The organism is Streptomyces sp. NPDC048001, from assembly GCF_043203115.1.
Classification (GTDB): Bacteria; Actinomycetota; Actinomycetes; order Streptomycetales; family Streptomycetaceae; genus Streptomyces; species Streptomyces sanyensis.
The window spans coordinates 147,811-168,703 of record NZ_JBIDBN010000014.1 but is presented as its reverse complement, the minus strand read 5'-3'; the positions used below and the strand labels follow the sequence as shown (position 1 = coordinate 168,703).

The window sequence follows — 20,893 nt, the reverse complement described above, 5'->3', positions numbered from 1 at the left end:
CCCCGCGCACCGCGTCACCCCCGGACCGGCCCGGTCCGGACCCGCGGCCCTTCCGCTCCGGCGGGAGGGCCGCCCCCTACTCTTGCTCTATGCGCGTAGAGCCACTCTGTGCGCCGAGCCATCTCTGGAGGACATGCCATGGACGTCATCTCCGTCATCCGCACCAAGCGCGACCGGGGCGAGCTGAGCGGCGAGCAGATCGACTGGGTCATCGACGCCTACACCCGCGGTGAGGTCGCCGACGAGCAGATGTCGGCCCTGGCCATGGCCATCCTGCTCAACGGCATGAATCGCACGGAGATCGCCCGCTGGACCGCCGCGATGATCGCCTCCGGCGAGCGGATGGACTTCTCCTCGCTGTCCCGCCCCACCGCCGACAAGCACTCCACCGGGGGCGTCGGCGACAAGATCACCCTGCCGCTCGCCCCGCTGGTCGCCGCCTGCGGCGCCGCCGTCCCGCAGCTGTCCGGGCGCGGCCTCGGCCACACCGGCGGAACCCTGGACAAGCTGGAGTCCATCCCCGGCTGGCGGGCCCTGCTCTCCAACGAGGAGATGCTCTCCGTCCTCGACACCACCGGCGCCGTCATCTGCGCCGCCGGCGACGGGCTCGCCCCGGCGGACAAGAAGCTCTACGCGCTGCGCGACGTCACCGGCACCGTCGAGGCCATCCCGCTGATCGCCTCCTCGATCATGTCCAAGAAGATCGCCGAGGGCACCGGCTCGCTCGTCCTCGACGTCAAGGTCGGCACCGGGGCGTTCATGAAGAACCTCGACGACGCCCGCGAGCTGGCCTCCACCATGGTCGGCCTCGGCACCGACAGCGGGGTGCGCACCGTGGCCCTGCTGACCGACATGTCCACGCCGCTCGGCCTCACCGCGGGCAACGCGCTGGAGGTCCGCGAGTCCGTGGAGGTGCTGGCGGGCGGCGGCCCCGCGGACGTCGTGGAGCTGACCCTGGCCCTCGCCCGGGAGATGCTCGACGCCGCGGGGATCAAGGACGCCGACCCGGCCAAGGCCCTGGCCGACGGCTCCGCGATGGACGTCTGGCGCCGCATGATCGCGGCCCAGGGCGGCGACCCCGACGCGGCCCTCCCGGTCGCCCGCGAGCAGCACGTGGTCACGGCGCCGTCCTCCGGCGTGCTGACCCGCCTCGACGCCTACGGCGTGGGCATCGCCGCCTGGCGCCTCGGTGCCGGCCGCGCCCGCAAGGAGGACCCCGTGCAGGCCGGGGCGGGTGTCGAGCTGCACGCCAAGCCGGGCGACGCGGTCACCGCCGGGCAGCCCCTGATGACCCTGCACACCGACACGCCCGAGAAGTTCACCTACGCCCTCGACGCGCTGTCCGCCGCCTACGACGTGGCACCCGCGGGCACGGCCCACCGGCCCACCCCGGTGGTGCTGGAGCGCATCGCCTGACCGGAGCGCCACCGCACGGGAAGGGGCCGCCGGACAACGGCGGCCCCTTCCCGCGTTCCGGTGCGCGGTGCCACCGATGAGTCGGGGGCGCCGCGCCGGTCACCCCCCTGTGGATGCCGTACAGCCGATCGTCCTGCGGATCACCGGGGTGCTCCGCCCCGCCGACGTGCCCCGCCTGTGCGAGGCCCTGACCGAGGCGCTGCGGGCCGGGCCCGGCGAGGGCGGGCCCCGCCCGGTGGTGGACGTCGGCCGCCTGGCGCGCGCCGATCTGACCGCCGTCGACGCCCTCGCCCGCCTTCAGCTCACCGCCCGCCGCCACGGGACCGCCCTCCGGCTGCGGGGTGGCACCCCGCAGCTGCTCGGGCTGCTGGACCTGGTCGGCCTGGCCGGCCCGGCCGCCGTGGAGCGGACGTACGAGGAGGGAACACCCCCCGGCCCCACCGCCCGCCCCCCGCCGGGCCGCACCGCACCCGGGCGACCGCGAGCCCGGACGACCGCGAGCCCCCGCCGCCGACCCGCACCCCCCGGACCACAGCGCGGCCTTGGGCGACCACGCGCCCCCGCCGCCGGGGCCGCCCGCGACGACCGCCCTACCGGGCCCGCACGGGTGAGCCGTCCGGGCCGAGTGCGGCCGGCAGGTCGAACAGCGGGAACCAGCGGCCGGTGTCGAGGAAGAAGTCCATGCCCCCCACCGCGCCGCCGCGGAGTTCCAGGACGATCAGCGCCCAGGGCTCGTACCCCTCGCCGTCGGTGCGCCGGTGGTACTGGGCGAACGCGGGAACGCCGTTCGCGACCGTGGGCACCAGGCGCGAGCCCCGGCAGACCGAGCCGACCCCGAGCATCCACCCCACGATGTTCCCGTGACCCTGCAGCCAGAGGTCGTAGGGCGGCATGGACATCGTGGCGTCCTCGTGGAGCAGCGCCGTCAGCGCCTTCATGTCGTAGCCCTCGAAAGCCGCGACATAGCGCTTCAGCAGTTCCTGCTGCTGCTCGTCGAGCGGGTCCGCGGCGTCGGCCTCGCCCGGGCGGCATTCGGCGAGCGTGGCCCGGGCGCGCTGGAGGGCGCTGTTGACCGACGCGACCGTGGTGTCGAGCAGCTCGGCGACCTCGGCCGCCTTCCAGGCGAGCACCTCGCGCAGGATCAGCACCGCCCGCTGCTTCGGCGGCAGGTGCTGCAGGGCCGCGACGAAGGCCAGCCGGATCGATTCCCGCTCGACCGCCGCCTCCGCCGGGTCGAGGACCGAGGGGAGCACCCGGCCGTCCGGCACGGGCTCCAGCCAGGTGACCTCCGGGCGGGCGTTCAGCTGGGCCTGGGCGACGGGTGTCGGGCCCGTCAGGTCCATCGGCCGGGCGCGCTTGTTGCCGGCGTTCAGCATGTCCACGCAGACGTTGGTGGCGATCCGGTAGAGCCAGGAGCGCAGTGAGGAACGCCCCTCGAACCTGTCGATGCTGCGCCAGGCGCGCACCATGGTGTCCTGCACGGCGTCCTCGGCCTCGAAGGAGGAGCCCAGCATCCGGTAGCAGTAGCCGGTCAGTTCGCGGCGGTGCCGCTCCAGCCCGGCGTCGAGGTCCTGCGTCGTCGCGAGGTCGCTCATCGGTCCACACCCTTGTCACCCGTCGGCACCCGTTCCCCGGAACGTAGCGGAGGGGACTGACAACGGGGCCGCTCCATGGGCCCGGCACCGTGTGCGCACGGTGCCGCTTCCTGCACCGGGTACCAGTATGCCGCCGGGCCGCGGGCGTGCATCCGGGCGCGCCGGGGGCCCCGCGGCCCTTACCCGGGGCGGCGGCCCGGGGCCGCCGGACCGCCGACGGCCCCCACCCGGGGCGGTCGGCGGGCGTCAGGCACCGGCCGTCCGCCGGGCGTCCACCCGCGCCGCGTGCGTGCCGTAGAGGGTGATCGAGACGACGCCGAGCACCGCCACCAGGCCCAGCGCCACCGTCCCCGTCCAGCCGCCGCCGTGGAAGGCCACCGCGCCGAGCGTGCCGCCCGCGCTGCTGCCCAGGTAGTACGCGGACTGGTACAGGGCCGACGCCTGGGCGCGGCCCGTCCGGACCGTGCGGCTGACCGAGGAGGAGGCCACGGCGTGGCCCGCGAAGAACCCGGCGGTGATCAGCACCAGCCCGGCGAGCACCGCCGCCAGGCTGTCGCCGAGCGACAGCAGCAGCCCGGCCGCCGTGGTGGCCACCGCCAGGTACAGCGCCCCGCGCCGCCCGAGCCGGGCCACCAGCTGCCCCGCCGCCGCCGAGGAGGCCGTGCCGACCAGGTACACCAGGAAGACCGAACCGACCACGCCCTGCGGCAGGTTGAACGGCGCCTCCACCAGCCGGTAGCCGATCACCGTGTAGACGGCGCCGAAGACGGTCATGAACAGCGCGCCGATCGCGTACAGGCGCAGCAGCAGCGGGTCCGCCAGGTGCCCCCGGACGGTGCGGGCCAGGGTCCGCGGGTCCAGGGTGCCGGGGCTGAAGCGGCGGGCCCTCGGCAGCAGCCACCGGAAGACCAGCGCGCACACCAGCGCCATCGCCCCGACCGCCGCCAGGGCCACCCGCCAGCCGCCGAACTGCGCGGCCCAGCCGGTGACGATCCGCCCGCTCATGCCGCCGATGCTGTTGCCCGCGACGAACAGGCCGATCGCCGCCACCAGCGCCCGGGGGCGCACCTCCTCCGCGAGGTAGGCCATCGCCGAGGCGGGGAGCCCGGCGAGCGCCGCGCCCTGCACGGCGCGCAGCACCACCAGCCAGGTGAGGTTCGGGGCGAGGGGGACCAGCAGGGCGACCGCCACCGCCACCGCCAGCGAGGCCTTCATCAGGGTGGTGCGTCCGAAGCGCTCGGACAGTGCGCTCATCGGGAGTACGCACAGCGCCAGCGCGCCGGTCGCCGCGGACACCGTCCAGCTGGCGGCGCCCGCGGTCACCCCGAACTCGGCGGAGATCGCGGGCAGCAGCGCCTGCGTGGAGTACAGCAGGGCGAAGGCGGCCAGTCCGGCGGCGAAGAGGGCGAGGCTCATCCGGCGGTAGCCGGGGGCGCCGGGGGCCAGGCGCCCGTCGTCGCAGGGGAGTTCGGAGGAGGGGGACGGCGAGGCGGCGCCCGCGGACGCGGACGCCTTGGTACTGGCGGAAGGCATACGTCGAACCTAGGCCGCCGCCTTTCATGCGTCCAATGCACGGAAACGCCATAATCGTTCCCATGGTGCATGAACGCAGCTCAGAGCAGTGGCTGTCACAGGGCGGTTACGAAGAAGACATCGCGGTGACGCTCACACCGCGGCTCGTGTACTTCGTCGGCGTGGCCCGGCACGAGCATGTGACGCGCGCCGCACAGGAGATGGGAGTCCCCCAGTCGACGCTCTCCCGGGCCATGGTCCGCCTGGAGGAGGACCTGGGGGTGGCGCTGTTCGCCCGCCGCGGCCGCAGCGTCTCGCTGACCCCTGCCGGCCGCACCTTCCTCGCCTCCGCCGAGCGTGCGCTGGCCGAGGTGGAGCGGGCCGCCGAGTCCGTCCGTGCCGACGCCGACCCGGGCGCGGGCAAGGTGGCCTTCGGGTTCCTGCACACCATGGGGTCCGAGACCGTCCCCTCGCTCATCAGGGCGTTCCGCGCCGAGCACCCCCGTGTCCGCTTCACCCTGGTGCAGAACTACGGCGAGGCGATGATCGAGCGGCTGCGGGCCGGGGAACTCGACCTGTGCCTCACCTCACCGGTCCCCGACGCACCGGACCTGGTGGCCCGCCGCCTCGACGAGCAGCGCCTGCTGCTGGTCGTACCCGACGACCACCGGCTCGCCTCCCGCCGCCGCGTCCGGCTCGCGGAGGCCGCCGAGGAGACCTTCGTGACCCTGGAGCCCGGCTACGGGCTGCGGCGCATCACCGACGACCTGTGCGCCCAGGCCGGGTTCACCCCCCGGGTCGCCTTCGAGGGCGAGGAGGCCGAGACGCTGCGGGGGCTGGTCGCGGCGGGGCTCGGGGTGGCCCTCCTCCCGCCGCCCGCGGTCGCCCGCCCCGGGGTGGTGGAACTGTCCGTGACCGCGCCCAGGGCCGCCCGGGAGATCGGCCTCGCCTGGCTCGACGGCCACCCCGACACACCCCCGGTCGCCGCCTTCAAGCGCTTCCTGCTCTCCCGCCGGGGGGCGCTGCTGTGAGGGTGCCGTGCACGGCACCGGGGCGGGACCGCCTCAGCGCCCGTGTGCCGGGGGGCGTCCTTCGCCACGACGGCTGGTCGGCGTCCGTGGTCAGTGGCCCAGGGGCCCGGTCGCGGTGAAGCCCTGCCTCTCGGTGTCGGAGAACAGGAGGGTGGGCTCGGCCAGGATGTCGCGGCCGGACTCGCTCCTGTAGATCTCGTCGACGCTGCCGAAGCGGGCCTCGGAGTAGTCGAGGTCCAGCAGCGCGGCGGCCTGCCGCACCGACGCCTCGTCGGGTCCCTCGATCTCCAGGAAGGTGGGGAGGCCGGGCCAGGTGTCGAAGTCGAAGGCGACCTCGCCCAGGCGCCATTCCTCGCGGTAGTTCTCCTGGTAGCGCACCTCGGTGAGGCCGACCCGGCGCAGGATGTCGGCCATGGCGTGCAGGTCGGTGACCTACTCGTCAACCCCCACATCTGGGGCCAACCGGCCAGCGCCAACCCCCTCCTTCACCTCAAGAGGGCAGACGGCACAGGGTGGTTCGACGGCTACGCTCAGAGCTTCGACGCCGTCTGGGTTGCCGCGCGGCCATGGGCACCCGACCAGGAGAGGACCGCCGACCATGGGCAGGACTGAGTACTACAACGACCCCGGCGCCCCGAAGGCGAACACCCTCGTCCCGGCCAGCAACCTGCTCGTCGTCGACGAGACCGGCGCCGTACTCCTGCAGCGCCGCCGCGACACCGGCCAGTGGGCGCTCCCCGGCGGAGCCCAGGACATCGGCGAGACTGCAGCCGAGTGCGCCGTCCGCGAGTGCCTGGAGGAGACCGGCATCATCGCGGAGATCACCGGCTTCCTCGGCGTCTACACCAACCCCAACCACATCGTCGCCTACACCGACGGCGAGATCCGCCAGCAGTACGAGAACACCTACATCGGCCGCCGTGTCGGCGGAGCACCCACGATCAACGACGAGGCCGACGGGGTCCGCTTCGTCCAGCCGGCCGACCTCGACCAGTACGACATCCACCCGAGCATGCGCCAGCAGATCGGTGACTACCTCGCCGGCACCTACCCCTACCTCGGCTGAGCCGCCAGGGCGGACTCGATCCGCTCGACCGAGGAGAAGACCTCCGGCGCCGCCCGCCGGATGAAGCGCCCGACCACACTGTCGTCCCCGTAGCGGCCGAGGATTTCCGCGACACGCTCCTCCGCAGTGGTCCGACCGCCGTCAGGTGTGGTCGTCATGTCGCAGTACACGAGCGCGTCCGCCGTCAAAGGCCCCTCCGGTAGCGGGAACTCGGTGACGAGCTCGTCTCGCAATCCGCGCTCCTGGGCCTCCAGGAGCGCGAAGGAGTGGTGCGCGACAAGCCGGGTCAGGCGCGTGTCCGCCCTGTGGTCGTCGCGAAGAAACCTCGCCCCGTCCAGCGGGTGGAAGCCTGTGAAGGCCAGGCGGGGTGCGTAGCCGACGTCGTGGAGTATCGCTGCCGCAACCAGGAGATCCGCGTCCTCGCCCACGATCCGCCGGATCTCCGTCGCTCGGGAGGCGACACCCCGGCAATGTGCCCACCGTCGTGGGAGTGCGTCGGCGAGTTCGGCCGCGGCGACCTGTGTGGCCCAACGCGTCACATCGTTCATGGTCCCTTGGATGCCCGGTCGGCACCCCCACCAGTCGTTCGGGCCGTGCCCTGAAGCGTCCGTCCCCCGTGGCCTGGATGGGCGGCCGCCCATGGCCCGCCGCGCCGAAAGGCGGGCCCGGCCCTCCCAACGGATGCGGAATGCTCCGGGGCCCTGTGGAGGCGCGGAACCGCCCCGGACCGCCCCCCGCCCCGTGACGTGACGTACCTCAGCGCCCCCCGCCGAACCCCGCGGCCAGCGGCATGCGCAGCCCCAGCGGGGGCGGTGCCGCCAGGGCGTCCGCGACGGGGCGGGCGTAGTGGCGGCCGAACAGCGAGCCGAGGACGAAGTCCGCCGTCAGCGCCAGGACCTCGTCCTGGTACTGCCGCAGCGCGTGCCCGTCCGCGTGCACCTCGAAGCGGCAGATGTCCCGGTGGGACTTCTTCGCCCGGGCCGCCAGCCGGTAGGACAGTTCCGGGTCCGTGGCGCGGTCCTTGGTTCCGTGCACGATCAGGACCAGGCGCCCGGCCAGCTGCGCCACCGGCTCGGGCGGCGCCGCCCGGTCCTCCTCGGGCAGCCAGGGCGCCAGTGCCACCACCGAGGCCACCGCCGGGTGCCCGGCGGCCCGCAGGGCGGCCCGTGCGCCCATGCCGTGCCCCACGAGGCACACCGGGACGTCGCCGTAGCGGCGGACCGCCTCCTCGGCGGCCCAGGCGGCGTCGGCCGCGAGGTGGGCGTCCACGCCGTTCCACCCGCGGGTGCGGTAGCGCACCCGGTGCACCAGCAGGCCCTCGGGGCCGCCCGCACGGGCCAGGGTCCGGCCGAGCGGGAGCAGCGCCGCGTAGGACAGGGGGGACGCCGGGCGGTCCGACACCGGTTCGCCGTCCGGCAGCAGCAGGACCACCCCGCCCACGGGGGTGTCGCGCGCCGGGGCGGGCCCGGTGGGGGAGGGGGCGCCGAGGCGGCGGCCCGTGAGGTCGCCCAGGCGCGCCTGCCGCGGTGGGCGGCCGTCCTGCGGCGCCGGTCCGACGGTCGTGTCACTGCGGGGGGACGTGCGTCCGTCCGGTCCGGCCTGTCGCCCCCACCACCGGGGCAGTGCGCGGTGTGCCATGGGCCAACAGTCTCAGAAGGCGAGGTGTACGCCACCCGTACGCACGGTCACTGTTACGTATCGACACTGGGCACTCTACGCGCGTAGGAGATAGAGTGCGCCAATGACGAGCCAGACCCTTGAATCCCCCTCCGTGGACCAGATTCGCCGCGCACCCAAGGTGCTGCTCCACGACCACCTCGACGGCGGTCTGCGACCGGGCACGATCATCGACCTCGCCCGGGAGAGCGGCTACGAGTCCCTGCCGGAGACCGAGCCCGACAAGCTGGGCGTCTGGTTCCGGGAGGCCGCCGACTCGGGCTCGCTGCCGCGCTACCTGGAGACCTTCGCACACACCTGCGCCGTGATGCAGACCCGCGAGGCGCTGTTCCGGGTGGCCGCCGAGTGCGCCGAGGACCTGGCCGAGGACGGCGTCGTCTACGCCGAGATCCGCTACGCCCCCGAGCAGCACCTGGAGGGCGGGCTGACGCTGGAGGAGGTGGTGGAGGCCGTCAACGAGGGCTTCCGCGAGGGCGAGCGGCGCGCCCGGGAGAGCGGCCACCGCATCCGCGTCGGCGCGCTGCTGACGGCGATGCGCCACGCCGCCCGGGCCCTGGAGATCGCCGAGCTGGCCAACCGCTACCGGGACACCGGTGTCGTGGGCTTCGACATCGCGGGTGCCGAGGCGGGCTTCCCCCCCACCCGCCACCTGGACGCCTTCGAGTACCTCAAGCGCGAGAACAACCACTTCACCATCCACGCGGGCGAGGCCTTCGGCCTGCCGTCCATCTGGCAGGCGCTCCAGTGGTGCGGCGCCGACCGGCTGGGCCACGGCGTGCGCATCATCGACGACATCGAGGTCGCCGAGGACGGCTCGGTGAAGCTGGGCCGCCTCGCCTCCTACGTGCGCGACAAGCGCATCCCGCTGGAGATGTGCCCGACCTCCAACCTCCAGACGGGGGCCGCCGACTCCTACCGGAACCACCCCATCGGCCTGCTGCGCCGCCTGCACTTCCGCCTGACCGTCAACACGGACAACCGGCTGATGAGCGGCACCAGCATGAGCCGTGAGTTCGAGCTGCTGACCGAGGCGTTCGGATACACGCTCGACGACATGCAGTGGTTCACCGTCAATGCCATGAAGTCGGCGTTCATTCCTTTCGATGAACGCCTTGCGATGATCAACGACGTGATCAAGCCCGGTTACGCCGAACTCAGGTCGGAGTGGCTCTTCCGCCAGACCTCCACGACCGGGAACTGAGGGCCCGACCCCTCGTCGAGCCCGCCTACACCGAAGCGGCCGGAGCCGTCAAGCTCCGGCCGCTTCGCGGTGTTTGCGGGCCCTGTGCGAGGCTGACTAGCTTGCGGAGCCGCTCATGTTCCCCTCCGCAAGGATGCGTCTTTGATGAAGCAGTCCGCCAAGACCCTCGGCACCGCCGCACTCGGCGCCGCGTTCGCCGCTGCCGCCGCCGGTACCGCCTCCGCCGCGCCCGCCCTGACCGACGCCACCGGGCTGCTGGGCCAGGTCTCGCAGGTCGCCCCGGTCCAGGAAGCCGCCACCTCCCTCCCCTCCGGGGCCCCGCAGGCCCTGGCGGGCGGGCAGTCCGCGGTGACGGGCGCCGCCGCCACCCTGCCGGGCGCCGTGCAGGAGGCGGCCGGCGAGACCCTGTCCTCCGAGGACGCCGCGGCCCCCGTCACCGGGCTGCTGGGCGGCCTGCAGACCGGCGAGCTGGGCGGCGGCCTGCTGCCGGGCGGCCTCACCGGCTGAGCGGACCCGGTACCGCAGGTGCGGCCGGTCCCCGGCGCGGTCCGGCACCGGGCGGCCCGGCCGCACCACGCGGGAACGCGCGGGGCGCACACCCCTCCAAGGGTGTGCGCCCCGCGCTGCGTTTCCACGGCCCCCGCCGGGCGGCCCGGTCCCCGCCCGCCGGAGGCGGGCGCGGTCACCAGGCGGCGGCCTTCTTGTCCTCGGAGGGCAGCAGCACCCACAGCGCGAGGTAGAGCAGGAACTGCGGCCCCGGAAGCAGGCAGGAGACCAGGAAGATGATGCGCATCGTCGTCGCGGAGAGGCCGAAGCGCCGGGCCAGCCCCGCGCACACTCCGGCGATCATGCGACCTTCGCTGGGACGGGTCAGTGCGGCCATCGTGGGACTCCTAGGTCGAGGTGGCCGGGAGCCTTTCCGGTGAGCTCCCGATGTTCTCCAGCTTCCCGCAGGGAAACGGACGAAGCGTCGCTCTAGGGGGCGATCCCGACCCTGGGAATCGTCGGGGTCGGACCCTGGGACTCCTCGTACCCGGGGAGGGGCTCCCGCCCGCCGTCCCGGCCGGGGCGGACGGCGCCCCCGCGGGTGCGCGGCCCCCCGGGCCGCATCGGCCGGCGCCGCAGCCGGGCCCGGGCCGCCGGGACCACCACGGCGTGGGCGAGCGCGACCCCGAGGGTGTTCAGCAGCAGCGAGTCGACGTCGACCACCCGGCCGGGCACCCCGGTCTGCAGCAGTTCGATGCCCAGCGACACCAGGGCGCCCGCGGCCACCGTGCGGACCAGGGAGCCCCAGGAGGAGACGGCGAGCCGGCCCCCGGCCATGGGCAGCAGCACACCGAGCGGGGCCAGGAGCAGCAGGCCCTCGCCCAGGTAGCGCAGGCCCTCGGACGGCCCGGACCCCAGAGCGGCCGCGATGCCGGCGAAGGGCTCCAGGTTCGGCGCGGTCACCCACAGCACGTCGCGCGGGCGGAGGGTGAGCCAGCCGACGAGCAGCAGATGGAGGAGGAGGAGCACGAGCCCCGCCGTGCGGAAGCGGATGGCGGCGCTGCCGCCGAAACCTTGACGCTGCACGTCCCTCAAGACGTCTGCCCTCCGCGGATCGGTTCCGCCCGGCACCCGGACGGCCCTGCCGGAACCCGAAGCGGAACGCCGCCGGGTCCGGCCGGGCCGCTCTGCCGTCCCCCGCGGCGGTGGCTCGCACGCATCCGGGTCACCGCGCTCCGGGCGTCGGCACGGCCCGGGTCGGCAGCGGGGACTCCGGGCGCTCCCTCACCGTCGACGGACACGTGTAAGCGTGCGGTCCGTAGGGCCCGGGGCCGCCCAGCACCACCGCCGAGTCCACGGCCGCCCCGCTCTCGGCCAGGGTGCACACCAGCTGCGCCAGTGCCTCCACGGGCAGGTCCTCGGGCTGCCGGCTCAGCCGCAGCGTGCCGGAGGGGTCCCCGGCCCGGGCGCCGCCCACCACCAGCGGCCCGCGCACCTGGCTGGACAGCCCCGCCGCCGCCTCGGCCTCCGAGGGGACGCGCAGCAGCTCGTCGACCAGCGACTGCGCCGCGGCCACCCGCCCGCCGGCCGGCTCCCCGGCGACGGCGGCGGACCGTGCCACCGGCACCAGGCCCGTGGTGCACAGCAGGTACACCCGTCTGGTCCCGCCGGGGGCGGTCTCCGGGGCGGCGTCCTCGGAGACCTCGCACGCCGCCCGGGACGGGGCCGGTCCCGCGTCGACCGGCACCTGGGTCGGCCGGATGCCGCAGCCCGCGAGGAGGAGCGCCGCCCCCGTGAGCGCCAGGGCCCCGGCGCCGGGGGCACGGCGACCGCCGCAGGGGCGGGGCCTGGTGCGGAGCGTCACGTCGCGCCGTCCTCTCCCCGGCCGCGGCCCTCCGCGTCCGCGCCGGTGTCGTTCCCCCGGTCCGTGTCCCCGGAGCCGGTTGTCTCGCGTTCGCCGGGACCGCCCGCGCCGATGGGCAGCCGCAGTACGAAGACGGCCCCGTCGCCGTCGGGGGAGTTGGCGGCCGTGATGTCGCCGCCGTGGATGTGGGCGTTCTCCACGGCGATGGACAGGCCCAGGCCGCTGCCCTCGGAGCGCGGGCGCGAGGCGCTCGCCTTGTAGAAGCGGTCGAAGACGTGCGGCAGCACCTCCTCGGGGATGCCGGGGCCGTGGTCCCGGACCTCGATCCGCAGTTCGTGCTCGCCCGGGCGCACCGAGACCCGCACCGGCGACCCGCCGTGCTTGAGGGCGTTGCCGATCAGGTTGGCCAGGATCACGTCCAGGCGGCGCGGGTCCAGGCGGGCCATGATCCCGCGCTCCGCGTCCAGCTCCACGGCGTCCAGCCAGGCGCGCGCGTCGATGCAGGCGGTGACCTGGTCGGCGACATCCACCGTGTCCAGGACCAGGCGTGCGGTCCCCGCGTCGAAGCGGGTCACCTCCATCAGGTTCTCCACCAGGTCGTGCAGCCTCCGGGTCTCGCTGACCACGAGGTTCACCGCCGGGGCGATCATCGGGTCGAGCGCGTCCGCCTCGTCCTCCAGCACCTCGGTGACGGCGGTCAGCGCGGTGAGCGGCGTCCGCAGCTCGTGGGACATGTCCGCGACGAAGCGACGGCTGGACTCCTCCCGCGCGCTCATGTCGGCGACCTTCTTCTCCAGGGAGGCGGCCGTCTTGTTGAAGGTTCTGGACAGCTCGGCCAGCTCGTCGGTGCCGGAGACGCTCAGGCGGGTGTCCAGCTTGCCCTCGCCCAGCCGCCGGGCGGCCTCGCCCAGCCGGTGGACCGGCCGGAGCACCGTGGTCGCGGCCGCCTGCGCCAGCAGCGCGGACCCGATCAGCGCCAGCAGCGTGGCGATGGCGAGCGACCAGCCCAGCGAGGCCAGGTCCGCCCGCTCCTGCTCCAGCGACTTCAGCAGATAGCCGCTGGGCCCGCCGCCGACGATCCGGCTGCCGCCCACCAGGTAGGGCTCCCCGTCGCGCTCGATGCGCTGCCAGTACAGGTGGTAGGCCACGGGGTTGCCCTCGCCCACCTCCTGCCGGTCGTCGACCGCGTTCCGCAGCGACGCGGGGACGTCCTCCATGGTGAACAGGTCGCGGTCGGACACCCCGGCGATCTGCTTGCCCTCGGCGTTCTCGCCGACCAGCACCACTCCGTAGTCGCCGCCGCCGGTCATCTGCTCGGCGGTGCGCTGGAGTTCGGTCTGGGTGGGGCGCAGCGGCAGTGCGGCCGCCCGGGTCTGCATCTCGCGCCGGAAGTCGTCCAGCGCGGCGTCCTGGGTGCGGGTGAGGACCGCCTCGCGGTTGAGCCAGTAGGCGATGCCGGAGGCGGACACCGCCGCGGTGAGCGCCACCAGGGCGAAGACCACGACCAGGCGCAGCCGCAGGCTCGTCAGGCGGAGCCGGGTGAATATCCCGCGCCGCTCGTCGGCCGTGTCCGTCCCGTCCCGGTCCTGCGCGTGCTCCTGCCCGCTCACCGCCCGGTCCCTTCCGCCGCCGGGGCGGCGGGGTGGGGGGACGCCGTGCGGGGCGCGGGTGCCGGGGGCCTCACTGCGGGACGTCCAGCCGGTAGCCGACGCCGCGGACCGTGCGGATCAGGGTCGGGGAGGAGGGCACGTCCTCCACCTTGGCCCGCAGGCGCTGCACGCAGGCGTCGACCAGCCGGGAGTCGCCCAGGTAGTCGTGCTCCCACACCAGTCGCAGCAACTGCTGCCGCGACAGGGCCTGTCCGGGGCGGCGGCTGAGCTCCAGCAGCAGCCGCAGCTCGGTGGGCGTCAGCTGGAGGTCGTCGCCGTTCTTGGTCACGGTCATCGCGGAGCGGTCGATCACGAGGGCGCCGAAGGTCGCGGAGTCGGTGGACTCGCGCTCGCCCCGGCGCAGCACCGCGCGGATCCGCGCGTCCAGCACCCGCCCCTGGACCGGTTTGACCACGTAGTCGTCGGCGCCCGACTCCAGCCCGACCACCACGTCGATGTCGTCGCTGCGCGCCGTCAGCAGGATGATCGGCAGCTGGTCGGTGCGCCTGATCCGCCGGCACACCTCGAAGCCGTCGATCCCGGGCAGCATCACGTCCAGCACGATCAGGTCCGGCCGCTGCTCGCGCAGCAGCTGGAGTCCGTCCTCGCCCGTGGCCGCCGTGGCCACACGGTGGCCCTGGCGGGTGAGGGAGAGTTCGAGGGCCGTGCGGATGGCGTCGTCGTCCTCGATCAGCAACAGGAAAGGCACGGCCCCATTCTGGCCCATGCCCCGCGCGGGGACGACTCCCCGGTGCGCGGCGGCGCCGCGGTCCTCTGTGACGCGCCTGTGACAGTCGGCGGACACCGTCATGAAGGAGCCAGGGCAGGCTTCTTGTCACACCGAAGGAAGCAGACTCCACTCGACGGGGGGCGCGAGATGACCGCAGTGCGCAGCACCACCTCAAGCGCAGTCGTCACGCGTCTCCACGACGTCGTGCGGAGTGCGGAGAAGTCCGGCGCCGTGAACGGGCGGGGGTGCGTTCGCGGCGCCGGGCGCCAGTACCGGGCGCCGCACGGGGAGCAGGGCCGCACCGCCTACATGGCGGTGGTGGACACCCCGGCGGGAGTGCCCGCGCAGGCGCAGGGGGAGGCGGCCGAGGGGCGGGCCTCCGGCTCGGAGGCGGAGTTCACCGCCTACGTCCAGGAGCGCCGGGCCTCCCTGTACGCCACGGCCTACCACCTCACGGGGGACCGTCACGAGGCCGAGGACCTGCTCCAGAGCGCGCTGTTCTCCACCTACCGCGCCTGGGACCGGATCAGCGACAAGGGGGCGGTCGGCGGCTATCTGCGCCGCACCATGACGAACCTCCACATCAGCGCCTGGCGTCGGCGCAAGCTCAACGAGTACCCGACGGAGGAGCTGCCGGAGACGGTCGGCGACACCGACGCGATGCGCGGCACCGAACTGCGCGCGGTGCTCTGGCAGGCGCTCGCGAGGCTTCCCGAGCTCCAGCGCACCATGCTGGTCCTGCGCTACTACGAGGGCCGCACGGACCCGGAGATCGCGGACATCCTGGACATCAGTGTCGGGACGGTGAAGTCGAGCATCTGGCGGTCCCTCCGCCGGCTGCGCGAGGACGAGGTCCTCAGCTTCGGCCGAGACCTGGAGGAGTCCTTCGGCGAGCTGGTGGCCTGAAGGACGCGGAGAAGTCCGCCGCCACCTGGGGGGAGGCGGCGGGAGCGGGGTCCACGGGGGACACGGGGATCCCGCACCACGGGGGAGCAAGGGGGGCGCACGGCCCGCCGCCTCGGGGGAGGCGGCGGGAGCAGGATCCGCGGGGGACACGGGGATCCACGGGGGATGGACGCGGGGCAGGACGGACCGGGGGGTTCGGTCCGGCCCCGCGTCGCCGTGTGCGCGGCGCGGGCCGCCGGGTCGTGTCCGCACATCCCGCCTGACGCGTGCACGGGCGGACGGCGCCGTGTGCGCAGCCGACGACCTGGGCCCGGCCCGACCGGGACTTCAGGCGGTCAGCCGGACGGCAGGCTTGCGGCACCGCCCGGCGGCGGCGTCGGCCAGCCGCCCCAGGGCCTCGTCCCGGCCGCACGGGTGGGCCCCCAGTCCGACCTGGCGGGCCACGATGCCCCGCTCGGCGCGCATCAGGCGCCACCCCCGCCGCAGCAGCACCGGCACCGACTTGCGCCCCTCGCGCAGATCCCGGGCGAAGCGGCGGCGGAACGTCGTGGACGGACGGCCCCGCAGGCACAGCGCGTCCGCGAGCAGGCCGAGCTCCTGGCAGCGCCCCACGATCTCGGCGGCGAAGATGCCCTCCGCGACGAACAGCGGTGTGCGCGCGATGTCGAGGGAGTCGGTGCCGACGCGGGAGCTGGTCGCGAGCGAGTACACGGGCACCTCGGTGCGGCCCGTGGCGCAGAGCTCGCCGATCGCCGCCACGGCGGCGTCGGCGTCCCAGGACGCCGGCGAGTCCCAGTCGATGTCGGTGCTGCCCGTCACCAGGGGGAGCGTCGGGTCGTTGCCCTCCTTGTAGAAGTCGTCCAGGCGCAGCACCGGAAGGCCGGTGCGGGCGGCGAGGGACGACTTGCCGGAGCCGGAGGGGCCCGCGAGCAGTACGACGCGGGTCGGTATGGGTCGGGAACTCACGGGAGACAAGTCTGACGCATGAAAAGCGGGGGACAACCCCCGAGGGCGCGGTGGGTAGCCGGGCTCACACCCCCCGACCACGCTCCGCTGACCGATGCTCACTCATCCAGACAAGGAACGACATGGCTCGTCACGCAGCTTCCCCCCGGCGCCGCGGCACCCTGGTGCGCACCGGACTGACCCTGGCCGCGGCCGGTGCGGCCCTCGGAGCGGGCGCCGCCGCCGCCCAGGCCGCACCCGCCCCGGTCGCGGCCCCCGTCGGCGTGGACCCGGCGTCCGCCGCCGCGCCACTGGACACCGTCACGGGCGTGGCCGCCCGGTCGGTGGCGGGCGTCGGCGAGCTCAAGAGCCTCCAGCTCCACCCGCTGGCCAACACCGGCGTGGACCCCCTGGACAACGCGGTCGGCACCCAGGTCGCCGACTTCCAGCCGGTGAGCACCGCGCTGGTCACGGACAACGTCACCCGGGGCCAGGCGCTGGAGGACCTCCCCGTGGCCGGGCCGCTGGCGGGGACGCTGCTGCCGTAGGTGCCGCGCCCCGGGCCACGCCCGGGAGGGAGCACCCACGGCGGGAAGCCCCCGGCGCGGACGGGCGCCGGGGGCTTCGGACGGGAGGGCCGCCGAGGGCCCGGGGGCTCAGTAGGCCGAGCCGGAGGCTCCCAGGGAGCCCGTGGGGTGCCAGACCGTCTTGGTCTCCAGGAAGGCGGTCAGGCGCCCGGTGCCCGGCGCCGCGGTGAAGTCCACGGGCTGCGGACGCAGCACGCGCTTGAGGTTGTCCGCCGCGGCCGTCTCCAGCTCCCTGGCCAGGTCCTCGTCCGCGCCGGCCAGGTCGATGGCGTTGACGTCCTGGTGGGAGGCGAGCGGGGCCGCGATCTCCGCGGTGCGCCCGGAGAGGATGTTGACCACGCCGCCGGGCACGTCGGAGGTGGCGAGCACCTCGGCCAGCGACAGCGCCGGCAGCGGCGCCCCCTCGGAGGCCACCACCACGACGGTGTTGCCGGTGGCGATCGCCGGGGCGACGACCGACACCAGCCCCAGGAACGAGGACTCCTGCGGGGCCAGGACGGCCACCACGCCCGTCGGCTCCGGGGTCGACAGGTTGAAGAAGGGCCCGGCGACCGGGTTCGCCCCGCCCACCACCTGGGCGATCTTGTCGGTCCAGCCGGCGTACCAGACCCAGCGGTCGATCGCGGCGTCCACCACCGCGGCGGCCTTCGACTTCGACAGGCCCTCCGCGTCCGCGACCTCGCGCACGAACTGGTCCCGGCGCCCCTCCAGCATCTCCGCGACGCGGTAGAGGACCTGGCCCCGGTTGTAGGCCGTGGCCCCCGACCAGCCGCCGAACGCCTTGCGCGCGGCGACCACCGCGTCACGGGCGTCCTTGCGGGAGGACAGGGGTGCGTTCGCCAGCCACTTGCCCTTGGAGTCCGTCACCTCGTACACCCGGCCGCTCTCGGAGCGGGGGAACTTGCCCCCGACGTACAGCTTGTAGGTCTTGAAGACGCCCAGACGGTCCGCGTCCACCGTGCTCTTCATCGCGCGCCCTCCGGGCTCGTCGGGGCGAGGTACGCCTCCAGACCGTGACGGCCGCCCTCGCGGCCGTAGCCCGACTCCTTGTAGCCGCCGAAGGGCGACGTCGGGTCGAACTTGTTGAACGTGTTGGCCCACACCACGCCCGCCCGGAGCCGGTTCGCCACCGCCAGGATGCGCGAGCCCTTCTCCGTCCAGATCCCGGCGGACAGGCCGTACTGGCTGTTGTTGGCCTTGGCGACCGCCTCGTCCGGGGTGCGGAACGTCAGGACCGACAGCACCGGGCCGAAGATCTCGTCGCGGGCGATCGTGTGCGCCTGGGTGACGTTGGTGAACAGCGTCGGGGCGAACCAGTAGCCCGAACTCGGCAGCGCGCAGGCGGGCGACCAGCGCTCGGCGCCCTCCGCCTCGCCCTTCTCCACCAGCGAGGTGATCCGGGCGAGCTGCTCCTCGGAGTTGATCGCGCCGATGTCGGTGTTCTTGTCCAGCGGGTCGCCGAGGCGCAGCGTGGACAGCCGGCGCTTGAGCGAGTCGAGCAGCTCGTCCTGGATCGACTCCTGGACCAGCAGGCGCGAGCCCGCGCAGCAGACCTGGCCCTGGTTGAAGAAGATGCCGCCGATGATGCCCTCGACGGCCTGGTCGAGGGGGGCGTCGTCGAAGACGATGTTGGCGCCCTTGCCGCCCAGCTCCAGGGTGACCTTCTTGCCGGTGCCCGCGACCTGGCGGGCGATGGCCTTGCCGACCGCGGTGGAGCCGGTGAAGGCGACCTTGTCGATCCCGGGGTGCTCCACCAGCGCGGCGCCGGCGTCGCCGTAGCCGGGCAGGATGTTGACCACGCCCCTGGGCAGACCGGCCTGGCGGCAGATGTCAGCGAAGAACAGCGCCGACAGCGGGGTGGTCTCGGCGGGCTTGAGCACCACCGTGTTGCCCGCGGCGAGCGCCGGGGCGATCTTCCACGCCAGCATCAGCAGCGGGAAGTTCCACGGGATGACCTGCCCGGCCACGCCCAGCGGGCGGGGGTTCGGCCCGAGGCCGGCGTGCTCCAGCTTGTCGGCCCAGCCCGCGTAGTAGAAGAAGTGCGCCGCGACCAGGGGCAGGTCCGCGTCGCGGGTCTCCCTGATCGGCTTGCCGTTGTCCAGGGTCTCCAGGACGGCCAGCTCGCGGCTGCGCTCCTGGATGATCCGGGCGATCCGGAACAGGTACTTGGCGCGCTCGCCGCCCGGCAGCGCGGACCACTTCTCGAACGCCCGGCGGGCGGCCTTCACCGCGCGGTCGACGTCCTCGGAGCCGGCCCGGGCGACCTCGGAGAGCACCTCCTCGCTGGACGGGGAGACGGTCTTGAAGACCTTGCCGTCGGCGGCGTCGGCGAACTCGCCGTCGATGAACAGGCCGTACGACGGAGCGATGTCGACGATCGCCCGCGACTCGGGAGCGGGCGCGTACTCGAATACGGAAGCCATGTTGATCAGTCCACCGTCACGTAGTCGGGGCCGGAGTAGCGGCCCGTGGCGAGCTTCTGACGCTGCATCAGCAGGTCGTTCAGCAGGCTTGAGGCGCCGAAGCGGAACCAGTGGCTGTCCAGCCAGTCCGCGCCCGCGGTCTCGTTCACCAGCACCAGGAACTTGATCGCGTCCTTGGACGTGCGGATCCCGCCTGCGGGCTTCACGCCCACCTGCACTCCAGTCTGCTCCCGGAAGTCGCGCACGGCCTCCAGCATCAGCAGGGTGTTCGCCGGAGTGGCGTTCACCGCGACCTTGCCGGTCGAGGTCTTGATGAAGTCGGCGCCCGCGAGCATCCCGAGCCAGGAGGCGCGGCGGATGTTGTCGTACGTGGAGAGCTCGCCCGTCTCGAAGATGACCTTCAGGCGGGCGGACCCGCCGGCCTCCTTCACCGCCAGGATCTCCTCGTACACCTTCAGGTACTTCCCGGCGAGGAAGGCGCCGCGGTCGATCACCATGTCGATCTCGTCCGCCCCGGCGGCGACGGCGTCGCGGGTGTCCGCGAGCTTCACGTCGAGCGCGGCGCGGCCCGCGGGGAAGGCGGTGGCCACGGAGGCGACCTTGACGTCGGCGCCGTTCAGTGCCGCCTTGGCGGTCGCCACCATGTCGGGGTAGACGCAGACCGCCGCGGTGTGCGGGGCGGTCCGGTCGGTCGGGTCGGGGTTGACGGCCTTGGCCGCGAGCGCCCGGACCTTGCCCGGGGTGTCCGCGCCTTCCAGCGTCGTCAGGTCGATCATCGAGATGGCCAGGTCGATCGCGTACGCCTTGGCGGAGGTCTTGATCGAGCGGGTGCCGAGGGACGCGGCGCGCGCCTCCAGGCCGACGGCGTCGACGCCGGGCAGCCCGTGGAGGAAGCGGCGCAGCGCACCGTCGGACGCGGTCACGTCGGAGAGTGCAGCTGGTGCATTGGTGGGCATGGTCACCAGGGCAGCATATCTACGCGCGTAGCGGCCTGTACAGGGGGTGCGCGTGATCGACACCGGCGCCCGGCGGACGGCTCCCCCGGAGGCCGTCGGGAGCGGGGCGGGCCGCCGGTGTCCGGCCTGCTCCGGCCCGCACCGCGCGGCCGCGGCCCGGGGCTCCCCGGCGGGGCCCGTACGGCAGAATCGGGTGCATGACGCCTCCCGATCAGCCCGCGCAGCCCGCCCCCGACGCCGACGGCGCCCACGAGCGGGTCCACCGGTCGACCGGCGCCATGGCCGGCGGCGCGGTGATGCTCGCGCTCGTCGGCTGGATCACGGTCGACGCCCTCCTGCGCGGGGAGGGGCGCACGCCCTGGCTCGCCCTCGCCGGCGCGCTCCTCGCGGTGCCCCTGATCGTCGCCTTCACCTTCCGTCCGGCCGTATGGGCCGACGGGCGGCGCCTGCGGATCCGGAACCCGTTCCGCACGATCGTCCTGCCGTGGAGCACCGTCGCCGACGTGCGCGCCGGCTACTCCAGCGAGGTCTTCACCGAGGGCGGCGACAAGTACCAGCTGTGGTCCATCCCCGTCTCGCTGCGGCAGCGCAAGCAGGCGGCCCGCCGGCAGGCGCGCGCGGGCTCCGGCGGCCCGCGCGGCCGGGTGCAGGACCACACCCGCCACCACGACCCCCGACCCGGTACGGCCCCCGCCGACCGGGCCGTCGCCGAGCTGCGGGAGATGGCCGAGCGCCTGGGGAGCGCCCCGGAGGCGCAGGGCGAGGCGCGCGTGCGCTGGGCCTACGAGGTGCTGGCCCCGGCGGCCGCCGGGGCCCTGCTCCTCGCCGTGCTCCTCGCGACGGGCTGAG

General features: G+C 74.2%; 21 protein-coding genes and 3 pseudogenes. 10 read left to right on the top strand and 14 right to left on the bottom strand.

The genetic code is table 11. The features are described from left to right. Window positions 1–138: 138 nt before the first annotated feature. Window positions 139–1,416: a thymidine phosphorylase gene (locus ACGF15_RS25280; RefSeq protein ID WP_392802152.1), complete on the top strand. Its 1,278-nt coding sequence runs from the start codon at window positions 139–141 to the stop codon at window positions 1,414–1,416. A gap of 76 nt (window positions 1,417–1,492) precedes the next feature. After that, a pseudogene (locus tag ACGF15_RS25275) lies at window positions 1,493–1,789 on the top strand (STAS domain-containing protein); the annotation flags it as partial. A gap of 217 nt (window positions 1,790–2,006) precedes the next feature. Here ACGF15_RS25275 and ACGF15_RS25270 read toward each other — a convergent pair. Both ACGF15_RS25270 and ACGF15_RS25265 read right to left on the bottom strand, forming a co-directional pair. Continuing rightward, window positions 2,007–3,011 (bottom strand): sigma-70 family RNA polymerase sigma factor, encoded by a 1,005-nt coding sequence (locus ACGF15_RS25270; protein ID WP_392802149.1) that lies wholly within the window; start codon window positions 3,009–3,011, stop codon window positions 2,007–2,009. Between the two features lie 246 nt (window positions 3,012–3,257). Then, entirely contained in the window at window positions 3,258–4,544 is a 1,287-nt protein-coding gene (locus ACGF15_RS25265; RefSeq protein WP_392802146.1) for an MFS transporter, read from the bottom strand. A gap of 62 nt (window positions 4,545–4,606) precedes the next feature. Between ACGF15_RS25265 and ACGF15_RS25260 the strand changes: the two genes are divergently transcribed. Further along, window positions 4,607–5,554 carry a LysR family transcriptional regulator gene (locus tag ACGF15_RS25260; protein WP_392802143.1) on the top strand — a complete coding sequence of 316 codons (948 nt, stop codon included), beginning with the start codon at window positions 4,607–4,609 and terminating at the stop codon, window positions 5,552–5,554. Window positions 5,555–5,644: 90 nt separating this feature from the next. Here ACGF15_RS25260 and ACGF15_RS25255 read toward each other — a convergent pair. Then, a pseudogene (locus ACGF15_RS25255) lies at window positions 5,645–5,986 on the bottom strand (adenylyl cyclase); the annotation flags it as partial. Here ACGF15_RS25255 and ACGF15_RS25250 point away from each other — a divergent pair. After that, window positions 5,984–6,166: pseudogene (locus tag ACGF15_RS25250) on the top strand (XRE family transcriptional regulator); the annotation flags it as partial. The pseudogenes ACGF15_RS25255 and ACGF15_RS25250 overlap by 3 nt on opposite strands. Next, entirely contained in the window at window positions 6,153–6,620 is a 468-nt protein-coding gene (locus tag ACGF15_RS25245; RefSeq protein ID WP_392802140.1) for an NUDIX hydrolase, read from the top strand. The pseudogene ACGF15_RS25250 and the gene ACGF15_RS25245, both read left to right, overlap by 14 nt. On the opposite strand, the gene ACGF15_RS25240 is transcribed toward ACGF15_RS25245, so the two are convergent. Next, window positions 6,608–7,168: an HD domain-containing protein gene (locus tag ACGF15_RS25240; RefSeq protein ID WP_392802137.1), complete on the bottom strand. Its 561-nt coding sequence runs from the start codon at window positions 7,166–7,168 to the stop codon at window positions 6,608–6,610. The genes ACGF15_RS25245 and ACGF15_RS25240 overlap by 13 nt on opposite strands. Before the next feature lie 208 nt (window positions 7,169–7,376). Then, the gene (locus ACGF15_RS25235; RefSeq protein WP_345616386.1) at window positions 7,377–8,258 is read right to left on the bottom strand and encodes an alpha/beta hydrolase; all 882 of its coding nucleotides are present in this window, start codon (window positions 8,256–8,258) and stop codon (window positions 7,377–7,379) included. A gap of 103 nt (window positions 8,259–8,361) precedes the next feature. On the opposite strand from ACGF15_RS25235, the gene ACGF15_RS25230 reads away from it, so the two are divergent. Together ACGF15_RS25230 and ACGF15_RS25225 are read left to right on the top strand one after the other, a co-directional pair. Beyond that, the gene (locus ACGF15_RS25230; RefSeq protein ID WP_345616387.1) at window positions 8,362–9,498 is read left to right on the top strand and encodes an adenosine deaminase; all 1,137 of its coding nucleotides are present in this window, start codon (window positions 8,362–8,364) and stop codon (window positions 9,496–9,498) included. A gap of 144 nt (window positions 9,499–9,642) precedes the next feature. Next, window positions 9,643–10,005, top strand: coding sequence for an ATP-binding protein (locus ACGF15_RS25225; RefSeq protein ID WP_345616388.1), 363 nt, complete (start codon window positions 9,643–9,645; stop codon window positions 10,003–10,005). 175 nt (window positions 10,006–10,180) lie between these two features. Here ACGF15_RS25225 and ACGF15_RS25220 read toward each other — a convergent pair whose 3' ends face one another. The 5 genes from ACGF15_RS25220 to afsQ1 form a co-directional block, all read right to left on the bottom strand. Next, complete coding sequence (locus tag ACGF15_RS25220; RefSeq protein ID WP_256527217.1) at window positions 10,181–10,381, bottom strand: PspC domain-containing protein; 201 nt, start codon at window positions 10,379–10,381, stop codon at window positions 10,181–10,183. A gap of 92 nt (window positions 10,382–10,473) precedes the next feature. Then, a complete protein-coding gene (locus ACGF15_RS25215; RefSeq protein ID WP_345616389.1) occupies window positions 10,474–11,070 on the bottom strand; it encodes a VanZ family protein in 597 nt (198 codons plus the stop codon). Between the two features lie 139 nt (window positions 11,071–11,209). Continuing rightward, window positions 11,210–11,848, bottom strand: a complete 639-nt coding sequence (locus ACGF15_RS25210) for a hypothetical protein (RefSeq protein WP_345616390.1) — start codon at window positions 11,846–11,848, stop codon at window positions 11,210–11,212. After that, a complete protein-coding gene (locus ACGF15_RS25205; RefSeq protein ID WP_345616403.1) occupies window positions 11,845–13,395 on the bottom strand; it encodes a HAMP domain-containing sensor histidine kinase in 1,551 nt (516 codons plus the stop codon). The genes ACGF15_RS25210 and ACGF15_RS25205 overlap by 4 nt, the downstream gene beginning before the upstream one ends. Window positions 13,396–13,528: 133 nt before the next feature. After that, window positions 13,529–14,206: a two-component system response regulator AfsQ1 gene (gene afsQ1 / locus ACGF15_RS25200; protein WP_256527214.1), complete on the bottom strand. Its 678-nt coding sequence runs from the start codon at window positions 14,204–14,206 to the stop codon at window positions 13,529–13,531. A 168-nt stretch (window positions 14,207–14,374) separates the two neighbouring features. On the opposite strand from afsQ1, the gene ACGF15_RS25195 reads away from it, so the two are divergent. Then, window positions 14,375–15,133, top strand: coding sequence for a SigE family RNA polymerase sigma factor (locus ACGF15_RS25195; protein WP_345616391.1), 759 nt, complete (start codon window positions 14,375–14,377; stop codon window positions 15,131–15,133). A gap of 327 nt (window positions 15,134–15,460) precedes the next feature. Here the strand turns inward: ACGF15_RS25195 and ACGF15_RS25190 are convergent, their stop codons facing one another. After that, the gene (locus tag ACGF15_RS25190) at window positions 15,461–16,099 is read right to left on the bottom strand and encodes a hypothetical protein (protein WP_345616392.1); all 639 of its coding nucleotides are present in this window, start codon (window positions 16,097–16,099) and stop codon (window positions 15,461–15,463) included. Window positions 16,100–16,221: 122 nt separating this feature from the next. On the opposite strand from ACGF15_RS25190, the gene ACGF15_RS25185 reads away from it, so the two are divergent. Next, window positions 16,222–16,626 carry a hypothetical protein gene (locus ACGF15_RS25185; RefSeq protein ID WP_345616393.1) on the top strand — a complete coding sequence of 135 codons (405 nt, stop codon included), beginning with the start codon at window positions 16,222–16,224 and terminating at the stop codon, window positions 16,624–16,626. A gap of 108 nt (window positions 16,627–16,734) precedes the next feature. Here the strand turns inward: ACGF15_RS25185 and ACGF15_RS25180 are convergent, their stop codons facing one another. The 3 genes from ACGF15_RS25180 to deoC are packed head-to-tail and all read right to left on the bottom strand — an operon-like array spanning window position 16,735 to window position 20,044. Beyond that, window positions 16,735–17,634, bottom strand: a complete 900-nt coding sequence (locus ACGF15_RS25180) for an aldehyde dehydrogenase family protein (protein ID WP_376428592.1) — start codon at window positions 17,632–17,634, stop codon at window positions 16,735–16,737. Then, window positions 17,631–19,088, bottom strand: coding sequence for an aldehyde dehydrogenase family protein (locus ACGF15_RS25175; RefSeq protein ID WP_345616395.1), 1,458 nt, complete (start codon window positions 19,086–19,088; stop codon window positions 17,631–17,633). The genes ACGF15_RS25180 and ACGF15_RS25175 overlap by 4 nt, the downstream gene beginning before the upstream one ends. Window positions 19,089–19,093: 5 nt before the next feature. Further along, the gene (gene deoC, locus ACGF15_RS25170; protein ID WP_345616404.1) at window positions 19,094–20,044 is read right to left on the bottom strand and encodes a deoxyribose-phosphate aldolase; all 951 of its coding nucleotides are present in this window, start codon (window positions 20,042–20,044) and stop codon (window positions 19,094–19,096) included. Between the two features lie 197 nt (window positions 20,045–20,241). Here deoC and ACGF15_RS25165 point away from each other — a divergent pair, with 197 nt between their 5' ends. After that, window positions 20,242–20,892: a PH domain-containing protein gene (locus ACGF15_RS25165; RefSeq protein WP_392802126.1), complete on the top strand. Its 651-nt coding sequence runs from the start codon at window positions 20,242–20,244 to the stop codon at window positions 20,890–20,892. The last annotated feature ends 1 nt before the right edge of the window (window position 20,893 follow it).